15 protein-coding genes are annotated in these 16,883 nt (G+C 73.9%); 9 read left to right on the plus strand and 6 right to left on the minus strand.

Going from position 1 to position 16,883, the window contains the following annotated elements; translation table 11 throughout:
- Positions 1–269 precede the first annotated feature (269 nt).
- Together sucC and sucD are read left to right on the plus strand one after the other, a co-directional pair.
- Positions 270–1,442, plus strand: a complete 1,173-nt coding sequence (sucC, locus tag AC2TEW_RS14100) for an ADP-forming succinate--CoA ligase subunit beta (protein ID WP_371497499.1) — start codon at positions 270–272, stop codon at positions 1,440–1,442.
- 16 nt (positions 1,443–1,458) lie between these two features.
- On the plus strand, positions 1,459–2,340 hold the full coding sequence (sucD, locus tag AC2TEW_RS14105; RefSeq protein WP_033821243.1) for a succinate--CoA ligase subunit alpha: 882 nt from the start codon (positions 1,459–1,461) through the stop codon (positions 2,338–2,340).
- Positions 2,341–2,464: 124 nt separating this feature from the next.
- Here sucD and AC2TEW_RS14110 read toward each other — a convergent pair whose 3' ends face one another.
- Positions 2,465–3,928, minus strand: a complete 1,464-nt coding sequence (locus tag AC2TEW_RS14110; RefSeq protein ID WP_484623680.1) for a LuxR C-terminal-related transcriptional regulator — start codon at positions 3,926–3,928, stop codon at positions 2,465–2,467.
- Between the two features lie 117 nt (positions 3,929–4,045).
- On the opposite strand from AC2TEW_RS14110, the gene AC2TEW_RS14115 reads away from it, so the two are divergent.
- Entirely contained in the window at positions 4,046–5,473 is a 1,428-nt protein-coding gene (locus AC2TEW_RS14115) for a cell division protein PerM (protein WP_484623681.1), read from the plus strand.
- 401 nt (positions 5,474–5,874) lie between these two features.
- On the opposite strand, the gene AC2TEW_RS14120 is transcribed toward AC2TEW_RS14115, so the two are convergent.
- Positions 5,875–6,537, minus strand: coding sequence for a hypothetical protein (locus tag AC2TEW_RS14120; protein WP_484623682.1), 663 nt, complete (start codon positions 6,535–6,537; stop codon positions 5,875–5,877).
- A gap of 429 nt (positions 6,538–6,966) precedes the next feature.
- On the opposite strand from AC2TEW_RS14120, the gene purN reads away from it, so the two are divergent.
- Positions 6,967–7,626, plus strand: a complete 660-nt coding sequence (gene purN / locus AC2TEW_RS14125) for a phosphoribosylglycinamide formyltransferase (protein WP_484623683.1) — start codon at positions 6,967–6,969, stop codon at positions 7,624–7,626.
- Positions 7,623–9,200 (plus strand): bifunctional phosphoribosylaminoimidazolecarboxamide formyltransferase/IMP cyclohydrolase, encoded by a 1,578-nt coding sequence (purH, locus tag AC2TEW_RS14130; protein WP_484623684.1) that lies wholly within the window; start codon positions 7,623–7,625, stop codon positions 9,198–9,200. Before purN ends, purH begins: the two co-directional genes overlap by 4 nt.
- Before the next feature lie 105 nt (positions 9,201–9,305).
- Here the strand turns inward: purH and AC2TEW_RS14135 are convergent, their stop codons facing one another.
- From AC2TEW_RS14135 to AC2TEW_RS14145, 3 genes are all read right to left on the minus strand, one after another.
- Positions 9,306–9,956 (minus strand): RDD family protein, encoded by a 651-nt coding sequence (locus AC2TEW_RS14135; RefSeq protein ID WP_484623685.1) that lies wholly within the window; start codon positions 9,954–9,956, stop codon positions 9,306–9,308.
- A 154-nt stretch (positions 9,957–10,110) separates the two neighbouring features.
- A complete protein-coding gene (locus tag AC2TEW_RS14140; RefSeq protein WP_158515429.1) occupies positions 10,111–10,536 on the minus strand; it encodes a DUF2752 domain-containing protein in 426 nt (141 codons plus the stop codon).
- Positions 10,533–10,970 (minus strand): DUF4190 domain-containing protein, encoded by a 438-nt coding sequence (locus tag AC2TEW_RS14145; RefSeq protein WP_484623686.1) that lies wholly within the window; start codon positions 10,968–10,970, stop codon positions 10,533–10,535. Before AC2TEW_RS14145 ends, AC2TEW_RS14140 begins: the two co-directional genes overlap by 4 nt.
- Positions 10,971–11,212: 242 nt before the next feature.
- Here AC2TEW_RS14145 and AC2TEW_RS14150 point away from each other — a divergent pair, with 242 nt between their 5' ends.
- From AC2TEW_RS14150 to AC2TEW_RS14160, 3 genes are all read left to right on the plus strand, one after another.
- Positions 11,213–12,070: a bifunctional methylenetetrahydrofolate dehydrogenase/methenyltetrahydrofolate cyclohydrolase gene (locus tag AC2TEW_RS14150; RefSeq protein WP_033817972.1), complete on the plus strand. Its 858-nt coding sequence runs from the start codon at positions 11,213–11,215 to the stop codon at positions 12,068–12,070.
- 18 nt (positions 12,071–12,088) lie between these two features.
- Positions 12,089–12,490 (plus strand): DUF3017 domain-containing protein, encoded by a 402-nt coding sequence (locus AC2TEW_RS14155; RefSeq protein WP_033817981.1) that lies wholly within the window; start codon positions 12,089–12,091, stop codon positions 12,488–12,490.
- Between the two features lie 239 nt (positions 12,491–12,729).
- Positions 12,730–13,722 (plus strand): malate dehydrogenase, encoded by a 993-nt coding sequence (locus tag AC2TEW_RS14160; RefSeq protein WP_484623687.1) that lies wholly within the window; start codon positions 12,730–12,732, stop codon positions 13,720–13,722.
- Between the two features lie 103 nt (positions 13,723–13,825).
- Here the strand turns inward: AC2TEW_RS14160 and AC2TEW_RS14165 are convergent, their stop codons facing one another.
- Positions 13,826–15,409, minus strand: a complete 1,584-nt coding sequence (locus AC2TEW_RS14165) for a glycosyltransferase family 39 protein (protein WP_484623688.1) — start codon at positions 15,407–15,409, stop codon at positions 13,826–13,828.
- A 148-nt stretch (positions 15,410–15,557) separates the two neighbouring features.
- Between AC2TEW_RS14165 and AC2TEW_RS14170 the strand changes: the two genes are divergently transcribed.
- Positions 15,558–16,871 carry a hemolysin family protein gene (locus AC2TEW_RS14170; RefSeq protein ID WP_033817974.1) on the plus strand — a complete coding sequence of 438 codons (1,314 nt, stop codon included), beginning with the start codon at positions 15,558–15,560 and terminating at the stop codon, positions 16,869–16,871.
- Positions 16,872–16,883: the final 12 nt, after the last annotated feature.

Genomic DNA, 16,883 nt, shown 5'->3' on the forward strand with positions numbered 1-16,883 from the left:
CCGGGAGGGGGGTGGGCGGCAGGCCCGGGTCCGCCGGTTGTGACGGTTCTCACCAAAGCCGAGCCGGTCCCGGGCGAAACACGCCCGTCGTACGGGGATAACCTGCCACACGGACGTGACGCGCGTGTTGATTGACGGTGCGCCCGGCGCTGTGTGGGCCGCAAGGCCGCAAATCTGCGTACCTGCGCAGCCCCGACGACCCGCAGCGAAGATCCTGCCGTGGCACGCTCGTAGAGACACAATCCGCGACCACGAACAAGGACAAACACGTGGACCTGTTCGAGTACCAGGCGAGGGACCTCTTCGCCAAGCACGGTGTACCCGTGCTTGACGGCGATGTCATCGAGACCGCCGCAGACGCTGCCGCCATCGCGGAGCGCTTCGGCGGCCGCGCCGTCGTCAAGGCTCAGGTGAAGGTCGGTGGCCGAGGCAAGGCAGGTGGCGTCAAGCTCGCCGCCGACCCGGCCGACGCCGTCGCCAAGGCCGAGGCGATCCTCGGGATGGACATCAAGGGTCACACCGTCCACAAGGTGATGCTGGCCCAGACCGCGGACATCAAGGACGAGTACTACGTCTCGTTCCTGCTGGACCGCACCAACCGCACCTTCCTGGCGATGGCCAGCGTCGAGGGCGGCGTGGAGATCGAGGTCGTCGCCGAGGAGAACCCCGACGCGCTGGCCAAGATCCCGGTCGACGCCAACGAGGGCTGCACCCCGGAGAAGGCCGCCGAGATCGTCGCCGCCGCGAAGTTCCCCGCGGACGTGGCCGACCAGGTCGCCGACGTTCTGCAGCAGCTGTGGAAGGTCTTCATCGCCGAGGACGCGCTCCTCGTCGAGGTCAACCCGCTGATCAAGTCCGGCGACGGCAAGATCATCGCGCTCGACGGCAAGGTCTCGCTGGACGAGAACGCCGAGTTCCGTCAGCCGGGCCACGAGGCGCTCGAGGACAAGGCCGCCGCGAACCCGCTGGAGGCCGCGGCCAAGGCCAAGGGCCTCAACTACGTCAAGCTCGACGGCGAGGTCGGCATCATCGGCAACGGCGCGGGTCTCGTCATGAGCACCCTCGACGTGGTCGCCTACGCCGGTGAGAACCACGGCGGCGTCAAGCCCGCCAACTTCCTCGACATCGGCGGCGGCGCGTCCGCCGAGGTGATGGCGAACGGCCTGGAGATCATCCTGGGCGACACCGACGTCAAGTCGGTCTTCGTCAACGTCTTCGGCGGCATCACCGCGTGCGACGCGGTCGCCAACGGCATCGTGCAGGCGCTGGCCCTCCTCGAGGAGAAGGGCGAGGCCGTCACCAAGCCCCTCGTCGTCCGCCTGGACGGCAACAACGCCGAGCTGGGTCGCAAGATCCTGACCGACGCCAACCACCCGCTGGTGCAGCAGGTGGACACCATGGACGGTGCGGCCGACCGCGCCGCCGAGCTGGCCAACAAGTAAGGGAGAGGACTGAATCATGGCTATCTTCCTTACCAAGGACAGCAAGGTCATCGTCCAGGGCATGACCGGCTCCGAGGGCATGAAGCACACCCGCCGCATGCTCGCCTCCGGCACCCAGATCGTCGGCGGTGTGAACCCGCGCAAGGCCGGCACCACCGTTGACGTCGACGGCACCGAGGTGCCCGTCTTCGGCACCGTCGCCGAGGCCATGGAGAAGACCGGTGCCGACGTCACCGTCATCTTCGTGCCGCCGAAGTTCACCAAGGACGCCGTCGTCGAGGCGATCGACGCGGAGATCGGCCTCGCGGTCGTCATCACCGAGGGTGTCCCGGTCCACGACTCGGCCGCCTTCTGGGCGTACGCCGGTTCGAAGGGCAACAAGACCCGGATCATCGGCCCGAACTGCCCCGGCCTGATCTCGCCGGAGCAGTCGAACGCCGGCATCATCCCGGCCGACATCACCAAGTCCGGCCCGATCGGCCTGGTCTCGAAGTCCGGCACGCTGACCTACCAGCTCATGTACGAGCTGCGTGACCTCGGCTTCTCCTCGGCCGTGGGCATCGGCGGCGACCCGGTCATCGGCACCACCCACATCGACGCCCTCGCGGCGTTCGAGGCGGACCCGGAGACCAAGATCATCGTCATGATCGGCGAGATCGGCGGCGACGCCGAGGAGCGTGCGGCGGCCTACATCGCCGAGCACGTCACCAAGCCGGTCGTCGGCTACGTCGCGGGCTTCACCGCCCCCGAGGGCAAGACCATGGGCCACGCCGGCGCCATCGTCTCCGGCTCCTCGGGCACCGCGCAGGCGAAGAAGGAGGCCCTCGAGGCCGCCGGTGTCAAGGTCGGCAAGACGCCGTCCGAGACCGCTCGCCTGGCCCGTGAGCTGATCGGCTGATCAGCCCGGTAACCACCCGAGGGCGCCGCGGACGGATTCCCGTCCGCGGCGCCCTCGGCGTTTCCGCGGCTCCCGGCGGCCGGCTCCCGGCGGCCGGACAGCCCGGTCCCCGGCCCGGAGGGCCTCAGCGCAACCGGTCGGCCAGCGGTGGTACCCCGGCCGGCGCACCGGTCGGGCAGGGGCGGAACGCCGGGCAGCCCACCGGCACCGGCAGCGCCTCCACCGCGGCCGCCGTCGCCGCGGCCTCCGCCGAGGGCGACGAGGACATCATCGCGGCCTGGACCAGGACCACCGACTGCGTGCCCGCCGCCTCGCACCAGTGGCTGCGCACCCCCGCGTCGGCGCCCGGCAGCAGCGGCCCGGCGCTGCCGTTGTCCGCCGTCGTGCACAGCGGTGGCGGCGTGACCGCGGGCGAGCGGAACAGCTCGGCCGGCCCGTTCCCCAGCAAGGTCGCCACCACCGCGGCGCCGACCGCCACGGTCAGCAGCGCGGCACCGCCGGTGACCGCGCCGGTCCGCAGCCGGCTCTCCACCGTCAGCAGCCGCGGGGACGGCCGCCACGGCGTCGCACAGCCGTGCACGGCCGCCCGGTGCATCAGCTCGCCCAGCCGGTCGCCGAACCCGGGATCGGACGGATCCGGGCCCACCAGGTCGGGCACCTGCCCGGCCAGCGCCGCCCGGGCGGCGCGGATCCGCCCGGCGGCCGCCGCCGAACTCGCCTCCACCTCGACCGCCACCGCATCCGCGGGCAGACCCAGCGCGTCGTGCAGCACCACCGCCCGCCGGCGCGGCCGGGACAGCCGGCGGAGCGCCTTGAGCAGTGCCCGGTCCCGGGGGGTGAGCCGGTCCTCCGGCCCGACCCCGGCCGGGCCGACCCGGATCCGCCGGTGCGGCAGGGTGAACAGGTGCGCCCGCCGCGGGCCGCCCCGGCGCCACGGGGACAGCGCCGCGTCGAAGGCCCGCGCCCGGACCCAGCCCTCCGGGTCCGGCAGCGCCGTGACCTGCGGCCACTGCCGGGAGGCGGTGCCCAGGGCGAGATGCGCGCAGTGCACGGCGCGGTGCCGGCACCCGGTCAGCAGGAAGGTCTGCTGCACCAGCCGGTCGTGGACGGCGAGGCAGAAGTCGTCGAACTCGGGCGGAACGGCGTCCCCGCCCACCCCGCTCCCGCTCCCGCTCTCGGACCCGGCACCGGTCTCGGCCTCGCTGTCGGCGTCACGGCCCGGGCCGGGCGGTGCCCCGGCCGGGCCGGCGGCCTGCTCCGCGGCCCGTTCCACCGGTCGTTCTGCGGGTCGGCCGTCGGCCTGGTCGGCGAGCGCGGTGGCCTCCGCCGCGGACCGTACGCCCAGTTTGCGCAGTGCCCGGTGCAGCCGGGTCCGCGCCATGGCGGGCGACAGTCCCAGGTCGGCGGCGATGGCGGCCAGCTCCTCGCCGTCCGCCAGCCGGGCCAGCAACTGCGCCTCGCGGGGCGTCAGCAGCCGGAGCAGCCGGGCGGGGTCCCGCCGGGGTGGCGACGGCGTCTTGGCGGCGGCGGGCTTCCCGGAGGCGGCGGACCTCCGGTTGCGCTTCCGGGTGGTCGAAGGAGCGGTCACCGTGATCCCTCGCCCCGGCTGCTGAGCGAATGTAGGCACATGTACCGATAATCCGGGACACGGCGAAGGTTTGCCCGTTGACACGACGCAACGGGCCCCCTTGGGAGCATGAAGCCCATGACGCAGCTGATGGGCCGTCCGATCCTGGGCCTGCCGAGCGGACTGGGCACCCGCTCGACCTTCGCCGACCTGCTGACGGGGGTACGGACGGCCCTCCTGACGCTCTCCGTACCCGCTGTGCCGGTCCTGGGGCTGTGGGTGCTGGCGCCGTACTCGGACGACACCGCGGCCGGCGCGGCCCGGCTGGCCTGCGCGCTCTGGCTGCTCGGCCACGCCGCGCCGCTGGCCCGCGGGGGCGAGGCCGGGCCGGTCACCGTGACCCCGCTGCTGCTGACCGCGGTCACCCTGACGGCGCTCTACCGGGCGGGGGTCCGCCTGGGCCGGCGCGGGCGCCCGAACTGGCGCTCCCCGTTCGCCGTGGGCGCCGGCTACCTGACGGTGGCGGCGCTGGCGGTGGCCCAGTGCTCGGCCCAGGAGGCGGCACTGCGGGCCCGGCCGCTCGCGGACCTGGCCGCGGTCACGGTGCTGCTGGCCGGCGGGCTCGGGTGCGGGGTCTGGGCCGGCGCGGGACGCCTCCGGCCGGCGCTCGCCGCACTGGTCGCGCCGGCCCCGTTCACCAGGCTGCCCCGATGGTGGGCGGACGGCGGGGCGGAGGAACCGTCGGAAGGCGGGGGACCCGCATGGGAGCCGCCGCCCGGAGCGGTGTCCACGGCAGTACGGGCAGCGGCCCTCTGGCTGCTGGCGGTGGCGGCCGGCGGCGGCCTGCTGCTGACGGCGGGCGTGCTGGCGGGCGGGCCCGGCCGCTCGGCGCACACCCTCGGCGGGGGCGTGGCGGGCTGCCTCGGCCTGCTGCTCGCCTGCGCGCTGCTGCTGCCGAACGCCGTTCTGTGGGCCGCCGCCTATCTGCTCGGAACGGGCTTCGCGGTCGGTACCGGAACGGCGGTCGCGCCGATCGGGACCACGGTGGGCGCGGTACCGGAGTTCCCGCTGCTCGCCCTGGTGCCGGGGCCCGGCGGGGCGGGCTGGTGGCCGCTGCTGTGCACGGTGCCGCTGCTCGCGGCCGTGGGTCCCGCGGTGCTGCTCGGCCGGGCGGCGGCGGGGGAGCGGCCGGGGACGGACGGCCCGCGCTGGTCGGTACGGGCCACCACGGCGGCGGCGCTCGGCGCGGCGCTCACGGCGGGGCTGCTGGCGGTGCTCGCCGGCTGGGCGGCCGGCGGCTCGCTCGGAGCCGTCCGGATGTCGGAACTGGGTCCGCCACCCTGGCGGACCGGGGCGGCGGCCGCCGTCTGGCTGGCCGTCACCGCGCCGCCCGGCGCCCTGCTGGCCCGCTGGTGGGGCACCCGCGCGGACGCCCCCGCCTGGTGGCGCTGGCTGACCCGGATGGCAGTACGGCACACGGCCCGCCCGCGCGCAGCCCTCCACCACACCCTCACCCGCGCCGCCGACCTCCCCCTCCCCTTCCCCCGCACCCGCCGGAACCGCTAGCCGCTGACCACCCCACCGGCCCACCGGCCCGGCACCCCCCGAGGGGCGCGAGGAACTGCGCGGCTCGGGAGGGTACGGCGCTGCGCCTGGTCGCGGCCGTTGCCACCACCCCACCAGGGGCGCGGGGAACTGCGCGGTTCGGGAGGGTACGGCGCTGCGCCTGGTCGCGGCCGTTGCCACCGCCCCACCAGGGGCGCGGGGAACTGCGCGGGACGGGAGGGCACGGCGCCGGGCTTGGTCACGGCCGTTGCCACCACCCCACCAGGGGCGCGGGGAACTGCGCGGCTCGGAGGTACGGCGCCGCACCTTCCGCCTCGCGCAGTTCCCCGCGCCCCCGAGAGCGTGCCCCTCGCCCGGCTGCCCCCCGCCCGGATGCCCCCGGCGGGTCACCCGCCCCCGCCTCAGAGCGACTCGGGGTCCTTGAGCGTGACCAGCCAGCGCGGTGCGGGGTCGCTGACCTGGCAGCTGTGCCGGGCCTCGATGGTCGGGGCGTCCTGCACGCAGACGACGTAGTCGTTGTAGTACGTCAGCGTGCCGAACCACCCCATGGTGACCAGCACCGAGGCCGCGCCGATGAACAGCCCCGCCACCGCCGCCGGGGTCTGCGCCCCGGACGCGGCGGCCTGCGCGCCACCGGCTCCCTGCCCGCCGCCGAGCCCCGGCGCCGGAGCAGCCCCCTGCGCCGTGCGGGCACCGCGCAGCGAGCTGACCGCCCAGTACACCGCGAGGGCGCCGAGCAGCAGGGAGACCGGGAGGTAGCCGAGGAGCAGGCAGAGCAGCGCGCCGATGCCGGAGCTCAGCGCGTACCGGGCCTTCCGCTGGACCGGGTCGGTCGGGTCGAACTTGGGTGCGGGCGGCGGCGGGTTCCAGCCGCCGCCGCGGTGGCCGGGGCTCCACGGGTGCGGCGGCGGGACCTGGGGCTGCTCGCCCTGGCCCTGGTCCTCGCTGTCCGGGGCCGGCGGGCGCTGCCCGGCCGGCGGGATCCGGGGCTGCCACGGCTGATCGGGGGCGTCCGCAGGCGGCGGCGCGAACGGGTTGCGCTCGCCGGTGCTGTCTCCGCTCATGGTGTCAGCCATTCCTTCTCGTCGGTGCGGCGCTCGGGCCGCCTGCGGCCTCCCGTCGGGCGGCCTGCCGGTCAATGATCTCGCAGGCGGTCGTCGGCCGTGCGGCGCCCCACCAGGTTCGGCCGGGGCGGCCGTGCGGCGCCCCACCAGGTTCGGCCGGGGCGGCCGTGCGGCGCCCCACCCGGTCCGGGCGGGGCGGGCGGGCGAGATCCCCGTCTCAACTACGCGCGTAGCGTTGCCGGGTGGTTACGGGAGCCCTCTCACCAGCCGTTATCGTGGTGACGGTCGGCAGCCCAGCAGGGTTCCCGGGCCCGCCGTCCGGCGCGGTACCCGCGGCCCCGGCATTCCGGCTCGACCTGGCGCCGCCCGTAGTGGCCCCACCGACGGTGGACGTACCAGCGGGCACGACGACGTACGGAGAATCGCGCAGTGGCCGCTGCTTCCGCCCAAGTCTTTCCGCCCCGCACCCCGGGCCCGGCCCGGCTGGTGGTCCTGGTCTCGGGCTCCGGCACCAATCTGCAGGCGCTGATCGACGCCGCGGCCGACCCGGCGTACGGCGCCGAGATCCTGGCCGTGGGCGCGGACCGCGACGCCATCGCCGGCCTGGAGCGGGCGGAGCGCGCCGCGATCCCCTCCTTCGTGCACCGGGTCAAGGACTTCGCCGACCGCGGCGCCTGGGACCGCGCGCTGACCGGGGCGGTCGCCGCCCACGAGCCGGACCTGGTGGTGACGGCCGGCTTCATGAAGATCCTCGGCCCGGAGTTCATCGCCGCCTTCGCCGGACGGATCGTCAACACCCACCCCGCCCTGCTGCCCTCCTTCCCCGGCGCGCACGGCGTCCCGGACGCCCTCGCGTACGGCGTGAAGGTGACCGGCTGCACCGTCCACCTGGTCGACGCCGGGGTGGACACCGGACCGATCATCGCGCAGGGCGTGGTGGAGGTCCTCGACGCCGACCACCGGGACGGCGGCGAAGCGCTGCACGAGCGCATCAAGACTGTCGAGCGCCAGTTGCTCGTCGACGTCGTGGGCCGACTGGCCCGCGAAGGTCACCGCATCGAAGACCGAAAGGTATGGATTCCGGCATGAGCGCCGCCTCCAGCACTACTCCCGTCTCCGAGAACGTACGCCCGATCCGGCGTGCCCTGATCAGCGTGTACGACAAGACCGGGCTGGAGGAGCTGGCCCAGGGCCTGCACGCCGCCGGCGTCGCCATCGTCTCCACCGGCTCGACGGCCGGCCGGATCGCCGCGGCCGGCGTGCCGGTCACCGAGGTCTCCGAGCTGACCGGCTTCCCGGAGTGCCTGGACGGGCGCGTGAAGACGCTGCACCCCCGCGTGCACGCCGGCGTCCTCGCCGACCTGCGCCTGGAGTCGCACCGCGCGCAGCTGGCCGAGCTCGGCGTCGAGCCGTTCGACCTGGTCGTGGTGAACCTCTACCCGTTCAAGGCCACCGTCGCCTCCGGCGCCACCCCGGACGAGTGCGTCGAGCAGATCGACATCGGCGGCCCGTCGATGGTCCGCGCGGCCGCCAAGAACCACCCCTCGGTCGCCGTGGTGGTCGACCCGGCCCGCTACGCCGACGTCCTGGACGCCGTCGAGGGCGGCGGCTTCGACCTGGCCACCCGCAAGCGGCTGGCCGGTGCCGCCTTCGCCCACACCGCCGCCTACGACGTCGCCGTCGCCTCCTGGTTCGAGGCCGGCTACGCGCCGAGCGACGAGCGCTTCCCCGAGTTCCTCGGCGCCACCTGGGAGCGCCAGAACGTGCTGCGCTACGGCGAGAACCCGCACCAGGGCGCCGCGCTGTACAGCGACGGCACCGGCGGCCTCGCGGGCGCCGAGCAGCTGCACGGCAAGGAGATGTCCTACAACAACTACGTGGACACCGACGCCGCCCGCCGCGCCGCCTACGACCACGCCGAGCCGGCCGTCGCCATCATCAAGCACGCCAACCCGTGCGGGATCGGCATCGGCGCGGACGTCGCCGAGGCGCACCGCAAGGCGCACGCCTGCGACCCGCTGTCCGCCTTCGGCGGGGTGATCGCGGTCAACCGCCCGGTCACCGTGGAGCTGGCCGAGCAGATCGCCGAGATCTTCACCGAGGTCGTGGTCGCCCCGGCGTACGAGGACGGCGCCGTCGAGGTGCTGGCCCGCAAGAAGAACATCCGGGTGCTGCGCGCCCCCGACGCCCCCGCCAACCGCACCGAGGTCCGCCCGGTCTCCGGCGGGGTGCTGCTCCAGGAGGCCGACCGGATCCACGCCGAGGGCGACGACCCGAAGACCTGGACGCTGGCCACCGGTGACGCGCTGTCCGAGGCGGAGCTGGCCGAGCTGGCCTTCGCCTGGCGGGCCTGCCGGGCCGTCAAGTCCAACGCGATCCTGCTGGCCAAGGACGGCGCCTCGGTCGGCGTCGGCATGGGCCAGGTCAACCGGGTCGACTCCGCCAAGCTCGCGGTCGCCCGGGCCGGCGAGCGGGCGCAGGGCTCGTACGCCGCCTCCGACGCGTTCTTCCCGTTCCCGGACGGTCTGCAGGTGCTGCTCGACGGCGGCGTCAAGGCCGTGGTGCAGCCGGGCGGTTCGGTCCGTGACGAGGAGGTCGTGGCGGCCGCCGCCGCGGCCGGGGTGACGATGTACCTGACCGGCACCCGGCACTTCTTCCACTGACCCGGGGACACCGGCCCGGGCCGGTGTGGCCCGGGAGACGCCGAAGGGCCCGTACCCCGCGCGGGGTACGGGCCCTTCGGGCTGTCCGGATCAGCCGGCCCGGGACTACTGGGCCTTGACGACCACGGTGCTCATGATCTTGTCCGCGAAGGTCTGCTTCTTCGCGTCCCACAGCGGCCACAGCAGGCCGATGCAGCAGACGCTGTCCAGGATGTGCAGCGCCTCACGGCCGAAGGCCGCGCCGAAGCTGAGCTTCTGACCGTCCGACTCGCGCACCATGCGGATGCTGACGGCCTTCTGGCCGAGCGACTGGCCGGTCGCCTTCATGGCCGCGATGCCCGCCCAGACCAGCACGTTCGCCAGCAGGATGCCGGCGTAGTACCCGCCCATGCCGGTGGTCTCGGTGTGCGGGTAGCCGCTCGCCGAGTAGGTGGTGGTGACCGACGGCTTGAGCGCGACGAAGACCACGATCCACGGGATCAGGCCGACCACGATGTGGTCGATCAGGTACGCCACCACGCGGCTGCCCCAGCCCGCGTAGAAGTTCTGCACCATGCCCGCGTTGGAGTACGGACCGGTCGGGTACGCGTAGCCCTGCTGCGGCGGGATGCCGTAGCCCTGCTGCTGGGGCGGCGGCGCCTGCTGCGGGTAGCCGTAGCCGGGGGCCGGCGGCGGCGCCTGCTGCGGGTAGCCGTAGCCCGGCGGCGGCGGGGGCTGCTGGCCGTACGGGTTGTTCGGGTCGGGCGGGTAGCTCATCTCTGCCTCCGGGCAGGAAAGGGACAGCGGGACGGGACAGGAGGATTCCTGTGACGGACGGGCAGTTGAGGTGCCGACCGGGTGGGACATTAGCGGAAGATACTGACACCGCGCGGGTCAATAGCGGGTCAGCAACCGTCAGGAACGCGTCGGCTCAGGGCCGGGAGATGCCCAACCGGTGCAACTGCCAGGCCCAGGAGAGTGCGGCGGCGGCGGCGATCAGCGCGTTCCGCCGGCCGTTCGGCAGCTCCCACCACCAGCGCCCGGCGCCCAGCGGGGCGAACAGCAGGCCGACCGCGGCCACCACGGTGACCGGGTTGGCGGCCACCGAGGCCAGCAGGTCGCCGTGGCCGGCCTCGATGAACACCGTGGTGCTGCCGCAGCCCGGGCACGGGATGCCGGTGAACCGGCGCAACGGGCAGAGCACACCGGGGTCGTGGGCGTCGTGCAGCTGCGCCACCGCCACGGCGGCCACCAGCCCGCCCGCGCCGCGGGCGAGCACGCGCAGCCAGGCACCCTTGAGGGTGCCGGCGGTGGCGGCCCAGCGGGTGGCCAGGGCGGAGGCGGACAGCGCGGTCACGGCAGGTTCTTGGTCAGGGTGTCGTAGAAGACCAGGCCGGCGATGCCGATCAGGATCGCGAGGGTGCTGAGCGCGATGCCGCCGATCGCCTGGGTGCGGCCGACGCCGGTCTTCTGCGCCCGGTTCAGCCCGGCGATGCCGAGGCCGAGCCCGATCGGGCCGAGCATGGCGCCGTAGAAGCAGATGACGATGCCGGCGAAGCCGAGCGCCATGGCGGCCGTCGCCATGCTGTTCGGTTCGGCGACCGGCTGCGGCGGGAAGTAGGGCTGCGGCTGCGGCTGGTAGGGCTGCTGCTGGGGGTACCCGTAGGCGGGCTGCTGGACGGGTGGCGGTACGGGCTGCTGGTACGGCGAGGGCGGCGGCGTGCCGTACGGCTGCTGCTGCGGCGGACCGTAACCGCCGTACGGATCCGGCGATTGGTACGGATTGCTCACTGTCGTCTTCCCCCGAGATCGTCCCCAGATCGTCCCGCACCGGCCCGGTCGGCCCGTCACCGGGTCGTGGGCGGCAGGATGGCCCGGCCTTATCGTCCGGTGTCGCGCCCCGTGCTGTCCAGCCGCGTCCGCAGGGCGCACACAACTGTGGCGCAACCGCAATCAGAGGCACACGTTCCGTATCGGCGCCGCGGGCGGCCACCCGCGCACGGACTCCGGCGCCGATCCAGGACAATGGGGCCATGACTGCCCAGATTCTCGACGGCAAGGCCACCGCTGCCGCGATCAAGTCCGAACTCGCCGTCCGCGTGGCGGCCCTCAAGGAGCGGGGCATCGTCCCCGGCCTCGGCACCGTCCTGGTCGGCGACGACCCGGGCAGCCGCTGGTACGTGAACGGCAAGCACAAGGACTGCGCCGAGGTCGGCATCGCCTCGATCCAGCGCGAGCTGCCCGCCACCGCCACCCAGCAGGAGGTGGAGGACGTGGTCCGCGAGCTGAACGCCGACCCGACCTGCACCGGCTACATCGTCCAGCTGCCGCTGCCCAAGGGCCTGGACCCCAACCCGGTCCTGGAGCTGATGGACCCGGACAAGGACGCCGACGGCCTGCACCCCACCTCGCTCGGCCGGCTCGCGCTCGGCATCGAGGGCCCGCTGCCCTGCACCCCGTACGGCATCGTCGAGCTGCTGCGCCGGCACAAGGTCGAGATCGACGGCGCGGACGTGGTGGTGCTGGGCCGCGGCGTCACGGTCGGCCGCTCGATCGGCCTGCTGCTGACCCGCAAGAGCGAGAACGCCACCGTCACCCTCTGCCACACCGGCACCCGGGACCTGGCCTCGCACCTGCGCCGGGCGGACATCGTGGTGGCCGCGGCCGGCGTCGGCCACCTGGTCAAGGCGCAGGACGTGAAGCCGGGCGCGGCCGTGCTCGACGTCGGCGTCAGCCGGGACGGCGAGGGCAAGATCGTGGGCGACGTGGAGCCGGCCGTGGCCGAGGTGGCCGGCTGGATCTCGCCGAACCCGGGCGGTGTCGGCCCGATGACCCGCGCGATGCTGCTGAACAACATCGTCGAGGCGGCCGAGCGCCGCGCCGGCCACTGATCCGCCGTGGCGGCTGAGGTGACGCGCCGCACCCGGCGCCGTCCGGCGCGGACCACCGGGACGCTGCCGCCGGAGGGCGCCGGCTCGGCGCTCGACGGTGGCCATCCGCTGCCGGTCCGGCAGTGGCCGATAACGCTGGTGCTGGCCGTGGCCGCGGTCGGCCTGGCCATCACCTTCGCCGGTGGTTTCAAGATCGGCGTGTTGACGATCGGCTCCTCGCTGCTGCTCGGCGCCGTGCTGCGGCTGGTCCTGCCCGAGGTCGGACTGCTGGCCGTCCGCAGCCGGTTCACCGACGTCTCGGTGCTGAGCGTGCTCGGCGCGGTGATCGTGCTGCTCACCCTGGTGGCCCAGCCCGATCCCTGGCTGGAGCTCCCGGTGCTCGACAACATCGGCAACCTGATCGGCCGCCAGCGGCACTGACCGCGGCACCGACGGCGGCCGTCGGGGGTCCGGTCCGGCTCCGGACCGGGCCCCCGACGCCGTTCCCCGGGCCGGGCCGCCGGCTCGCCGGGCCGTGTGACGCATCAGCCACGCCCGTACGCACCCGGGTCGGGCCCGTTGCGATAGCCTGAGCCAGTTCTCTCGATGTCGAGAGATCATCCTCGGCTCCAGCGCCGACGTGCCTGGGGCACGTCGGCGATTTGCTGGAGTAGGCAGAAATGACTCGCACCCCCGTCAATGTCACCGTCACCGGAGCGGCCGGCCAGATCGGCTACGCCCTGCTCTTCCGCATCGCCTCGGGCCACCTGCTCGGCGCCGATGTGCCGGTGAACCTCCGCCTCCTGGAGATCCCCCAGGGTCTGAAGGCCGCCGAGGGCGTCGCCATGGAGCTCGACGACTGCGCCTTCCCGCTGCTGCGTGACATCACCATCACCGACCAGGCCGCCACCGCCTTCGACGGCGCCAACGTGGCCCTGCTGGTCGGCGCCCGCCCGCGCACCGCCGGCATGGAGCGCGGCGACCTGCTCTCCGCCAACGGCGGCATCTTCGGCCCGCAGGGCAAGGCCATCAACGACCACGCCGCGGACGACATCAAGGTCCTGGTGGTCGGCAACCCGGCCAACACCAACGCCCTGATCGCCCAGCGCAACGCCCCCGACGTGCCGGCCGAGCGGTTCACCGCGATGACCCGCCTCGACCACAACCGCGCCGTCGCGCAGCTCGCCAAGAAGGCCGGCGTGACCGTCGAGGACATCAAGAAGGTCACCATCTGGGGCAACCACTCCGCCACCCAGTACCCGGACCTCTTCCAGGCCGAGATCGCCGGCAAGAGCGGCTTCGAGGCCACCGGCTCGGACCTCGCCTGGGTCGAGAACGACTTCATCCCGACCGTCGCCAAGCGCGGTGCGGCGATCATCGAGGTCCGCGGCGCCTCCTCGGCCGCCTCGGCCGCCAACGCCGCCATCGACCACGTCCACACCTGGGTCAACGGCACCCCGGCCGGCGACTGGACCTCGATGGGCATCGTCTCCGACGGCTCGTACGGCGTGCCCCAGGGCCTGATCTCCTCGTTCCCGGTCACCACCAAGGACGGCAAGTTCGAGATCGTCCAGGGCCTGGAGATCTCCGACTTCTCCCGCGCCCGGATCGACGCCTCGGTCCGCGAGCTGGCCGAGGAGCGCGACGCCGTGCAGGAGCTGGGCCTGATCTGATCCGGCGGCCCGGCCCGCGGCCGGGCACCGTCGGCCCGAAGGCCGGAGGCCGGACACCCCCCGGGGGGTGTCCGGCCTCCGCCGTCCGCAGCCCGTCACGGCCTCAGCGCCGCACCAGCAGCGCCACCGAGATGCCGGAGACGCGCTCCACCGTGGTCAGCCGGTAGCGCTCCTGCAGGGCCTGGGCGGCCGCGGGGACGACCGTGCTGAACGGGTCGCCGCCGTCGTCCTTGGAGACCAGCCAGACCCGGGGCTCGTCACCGAGGCAGGCGGCCGGGTCGGGGCACAGGCCCGGCCACAGGTCGGCGCGGTCCTTGCCGCTCTTGCCCGCCAGGACGTCCCGGGGCCTGATGTCGTGCGGCAGGTAGTACTCGACGCCGGTGTCCACGCCCCACCACAGTTCCTTCTGCTGCTGGCCGTAGGCGGCGCCGTCCCCCGGCTGGTAGTGCGCGGCGACGATCCCGGCCGCCGCCCGGTAGTCGAGCGGGACGAACCAGGTGACCGGGTCCGGGTAGACGTAGTCGGCGTGCGAGAGGTCCTGGTGCATCGCCACCTGGCCGGGCAGCGCCAGCAGCCCGAGCGTGACCAGGGCCGCGACGATGCCGCGGATCCTGACCAGCGCGATCCCGGCCCCCGCCACCACGGCCCACGCCGGCAGCACGAAGAACAGGTACTTCGGCATGAAGTACGAGACCTTGGCCTGCTGGGAGATCTCCCAGATCGCCAGCACCGGCAGTACCGCCGAGGCCAGACCGAGCACGGCGGGGATCTTCCGGCCGGTTCCCCAGGCCAGCGCACCGGCCAGGATCAGCGCGCCGGTGAGCAGGCTGCTGCCGAACAGCTGGAACCAGATGGTGCCCAGGGAGTCGAGGTTCGGGTGGGCGATCCAGCCGATCTGACGGCCCGCCTGCTGCTCGCCCAGCCGCACCAGCGGGTACGCGGACGCCACGCCGACCCCGGCGGCGACCGCGAAACCGACCGGCAGCCGCCAGTTGCGGCGGTCCTTCCACCAGTACAGGAGGACGCCGAGGCCGTGCGGGACCAGGAAGACCAGCGACACCAGGTGCAGGTAGGCGGCGGCCGAGACCGCCACCGCGTAGCAGAGCCAGCGCAGCACACCCGGCCGCTCGACCGCGCGCAGCAGCAGCAGCAGGGCCACCGCGGCCACCATGACCACGAACGCGTAGGAGCGGGCCTCCTGGCCGTACCGCGCCACGGTCGGGATCAGCGCGAAGACCAGGCCCGCGGTCAGCCCGGCACGCGGCCCGAACATCCGGCGCCCGGCCAGCGCCACGCAGCCGGCCGCCACGGCCATCGCCAGGACGGTCGGCAGCCGGAGCATGGCGGGGGAGTCGCCGAACACCTTCACCCAGAAGTGCAGGGTGAGGTAGTAGGCGCCGTGCACGGCGTCGACGTTCTGCAGCATCGCCAGGATCGCCGCGGTCGGCCGGCGCACCACCGACAGCGTGGCCAGTTCGTCGTGCCACAGCACGGGCCCGCTGATCCGGTAGAGGCCCAGGGCCAGGGTGGCGAGGGCCGGCAGCAGCCAGACGGTGCGGACGACGGCCCACAGCCCGCGCGGCGGGGCGGGGCGGCCGCCGTGCCGGCCGTGCGGGCGTTCGCCGGATTCATCCGGGGAGCCGGGGTCGGTGGAGTGGGACGACTGCGTCGGAGCGGTCCGGGCCATTGATCCTGCCGGTATCGGTGGCGAGCGCTGCTGGCGGGAACTCCGGGGCAGGGCTCGACGGAAGGGGGAAGAGTAGAACCTTGCGGCACATTGTGCCGGTTCGACCGTGCGGCTGCTAAGCCCCCTCACGGTCCTAGGATGGCCGACTGTGAGCGAAACCCTGCAGGACGCGGCGCTCGTCCTGGTCTTCATCATGCTGGGCGGCCTCTTCAACGTCGCCGAGATCTCGCTGATCTCGCTGCGCGAGGGCCAGATCCGGGCGCTGGAGTCGGCCGGCACCCGCCGCGCCTCCCGGGCCGCGCACCTGGCCGCCGACCCGAACCGCTTCCTGGCCGCCGTCCAGGTCGGGGTGACCTGCATGGGCTTCCTCTCCGCCGCCTTCGGCGCGGACACCCTGGCGGGCAAGCTGGCCCCCGTCTTCGTGGGCCTGGGCCTGTCCGAAGGGGTGGCCGACGCCGTCGCCCTGGTCGGACTCACCCTGGTGATCAGCTACGCCTCCCTGGTGCTCGGCGAGTTGACGCCCAAGCGGATCGGCCTGCAGCGGGCCGACTCGATCGCCCTGCTGGCCGCGCCGGTGGTCGACGTGATGTCGGTGGTGCTGCGCCCGGTGATCTGGCTGCTCGGCCACTCCACCAACCTGATGGTCCGGCTGCTGGGCGGCGACCCGTCGGCCGGCCGCGGTTCGATGAGCTCGGAGGAGCTGCGCGGCCTGGTCGCCGCCAACACCGAACTCGGCAGCGACGAACGGGCCCTGATCGCGGACGTGTTCGCGGCCGGCGAGCGCCAGCTTCGCGAGGTGATGGTGCCGCGCACCGAGGTCACCTTCCTGGACGCCGAGCGGCTGGTCTCCGAGGTCCGCCCGGAGACCGACTCCGCCCCGCACTCCCGCTACCCGGTCGCCGAGGGCTCGTACGACGCGGTGACCGGGTTCGTGCACGTCCGCGACCTGTACGGCGCGCGCGGCACGCCGGCCGCCCGGGTCCGCGACCTGGCCCGGCCGGTGAAGCTGCTGCCGTCCACCAAGCGGGTGCTGGAGGCGATGAGCGAGATGCGCCGGGAGGGTCACCACCTGGCGATCGTGGTCGACGAGTACGGCGGCACGGCCGGCATCGTCACCCTGGAGGACCTGGTCGAGGAGCTGATCGGCGAGATCCGGGACGAGTACGACGCCCAGGACACCACCGCCACCCGCCGGCTCGCCGGCGGCGGCGTGGAGCTGGACGGCCTGCTCAACCTCTCCGACTTCACCGAGGAGACCGGCGTGACCCTGCCCGAGGGCCCGTACGAGACGGTGGCCGGCTTCGTGGTCCGCGAACTCGGCCGGCTCCCCGAGCCGGGGGACCAGGTGCCGGTGGAGGGCGGGGCGCTGCTGACCGTCGCCAAGCTGGACGGCCGCCGGATCGAACGCATCAGGGTGAGTGCCGTCACACTGTCGATTCCTCCAGGGGCGGAAGTTTCCTGAGCGGTCGGTGAA

It is taken from the genome of Kitasatospora sp. NEAU-CNBT7 (genome assembly GCF_057220535.1).

Coding starts and splice junctions, on each gene's coding strand:
- sucD (WP_033821243.1), top strand. CDS start 1,459: ATGGCTATCTTCCTTACCAAGGACAGCAAGGTCATCGTCCAGGGCATG.
- AC2TEW_RS14115 (WP_484623681.1), top strand. CDS start 4,046: ATGACGCAGCTGATGGGCCGTCCGATCCTGGGCCTGCCGAGCGGACTG.
- AC2TEW_RS14120 (WP_484623682.1), bottom strand. CDS start 6,537: ATGAGCGGAGACAGCACCGGCGAGCGCAACCCGTTCGCGCCGCCGCCT.
- purH (WP_484623684.1), top strand. CDS start 7,623: ATGAGCGCCGCCTCCAGCACTACTCCCGTCTCCGAGAACGTACGCCCG.
- AC2TEW_RS14135 (WP_484623685.1), bottom strand. CDS start 9,956: ATGAGCTACCCGCCCGACCCGAACAACCCGTACGGCCAGCAGCCCCCG.
- AC2TEW_RS14150 (WP_033817972.1), top strand. CDS start 11,213: ATGACTGCCCAGATTCTCGACGGCAAGGCCACCGCTGCCGCGATCAAG.
- AC2TEW_RS14160 (WP_484623687.1), top strand. CDS start 12,730: ATGACTCGCACCCCCGTCAATGTCACCGTCACCGGAGCGGCCGGCCAG.
- AC2TEW_RS14165 (WP_484623688.1), bottom strand. CDS start 15,409: ATGGCCCGGACCGCTCCGACGCAGTCGTCCCACTCCACCGACCCCGGC.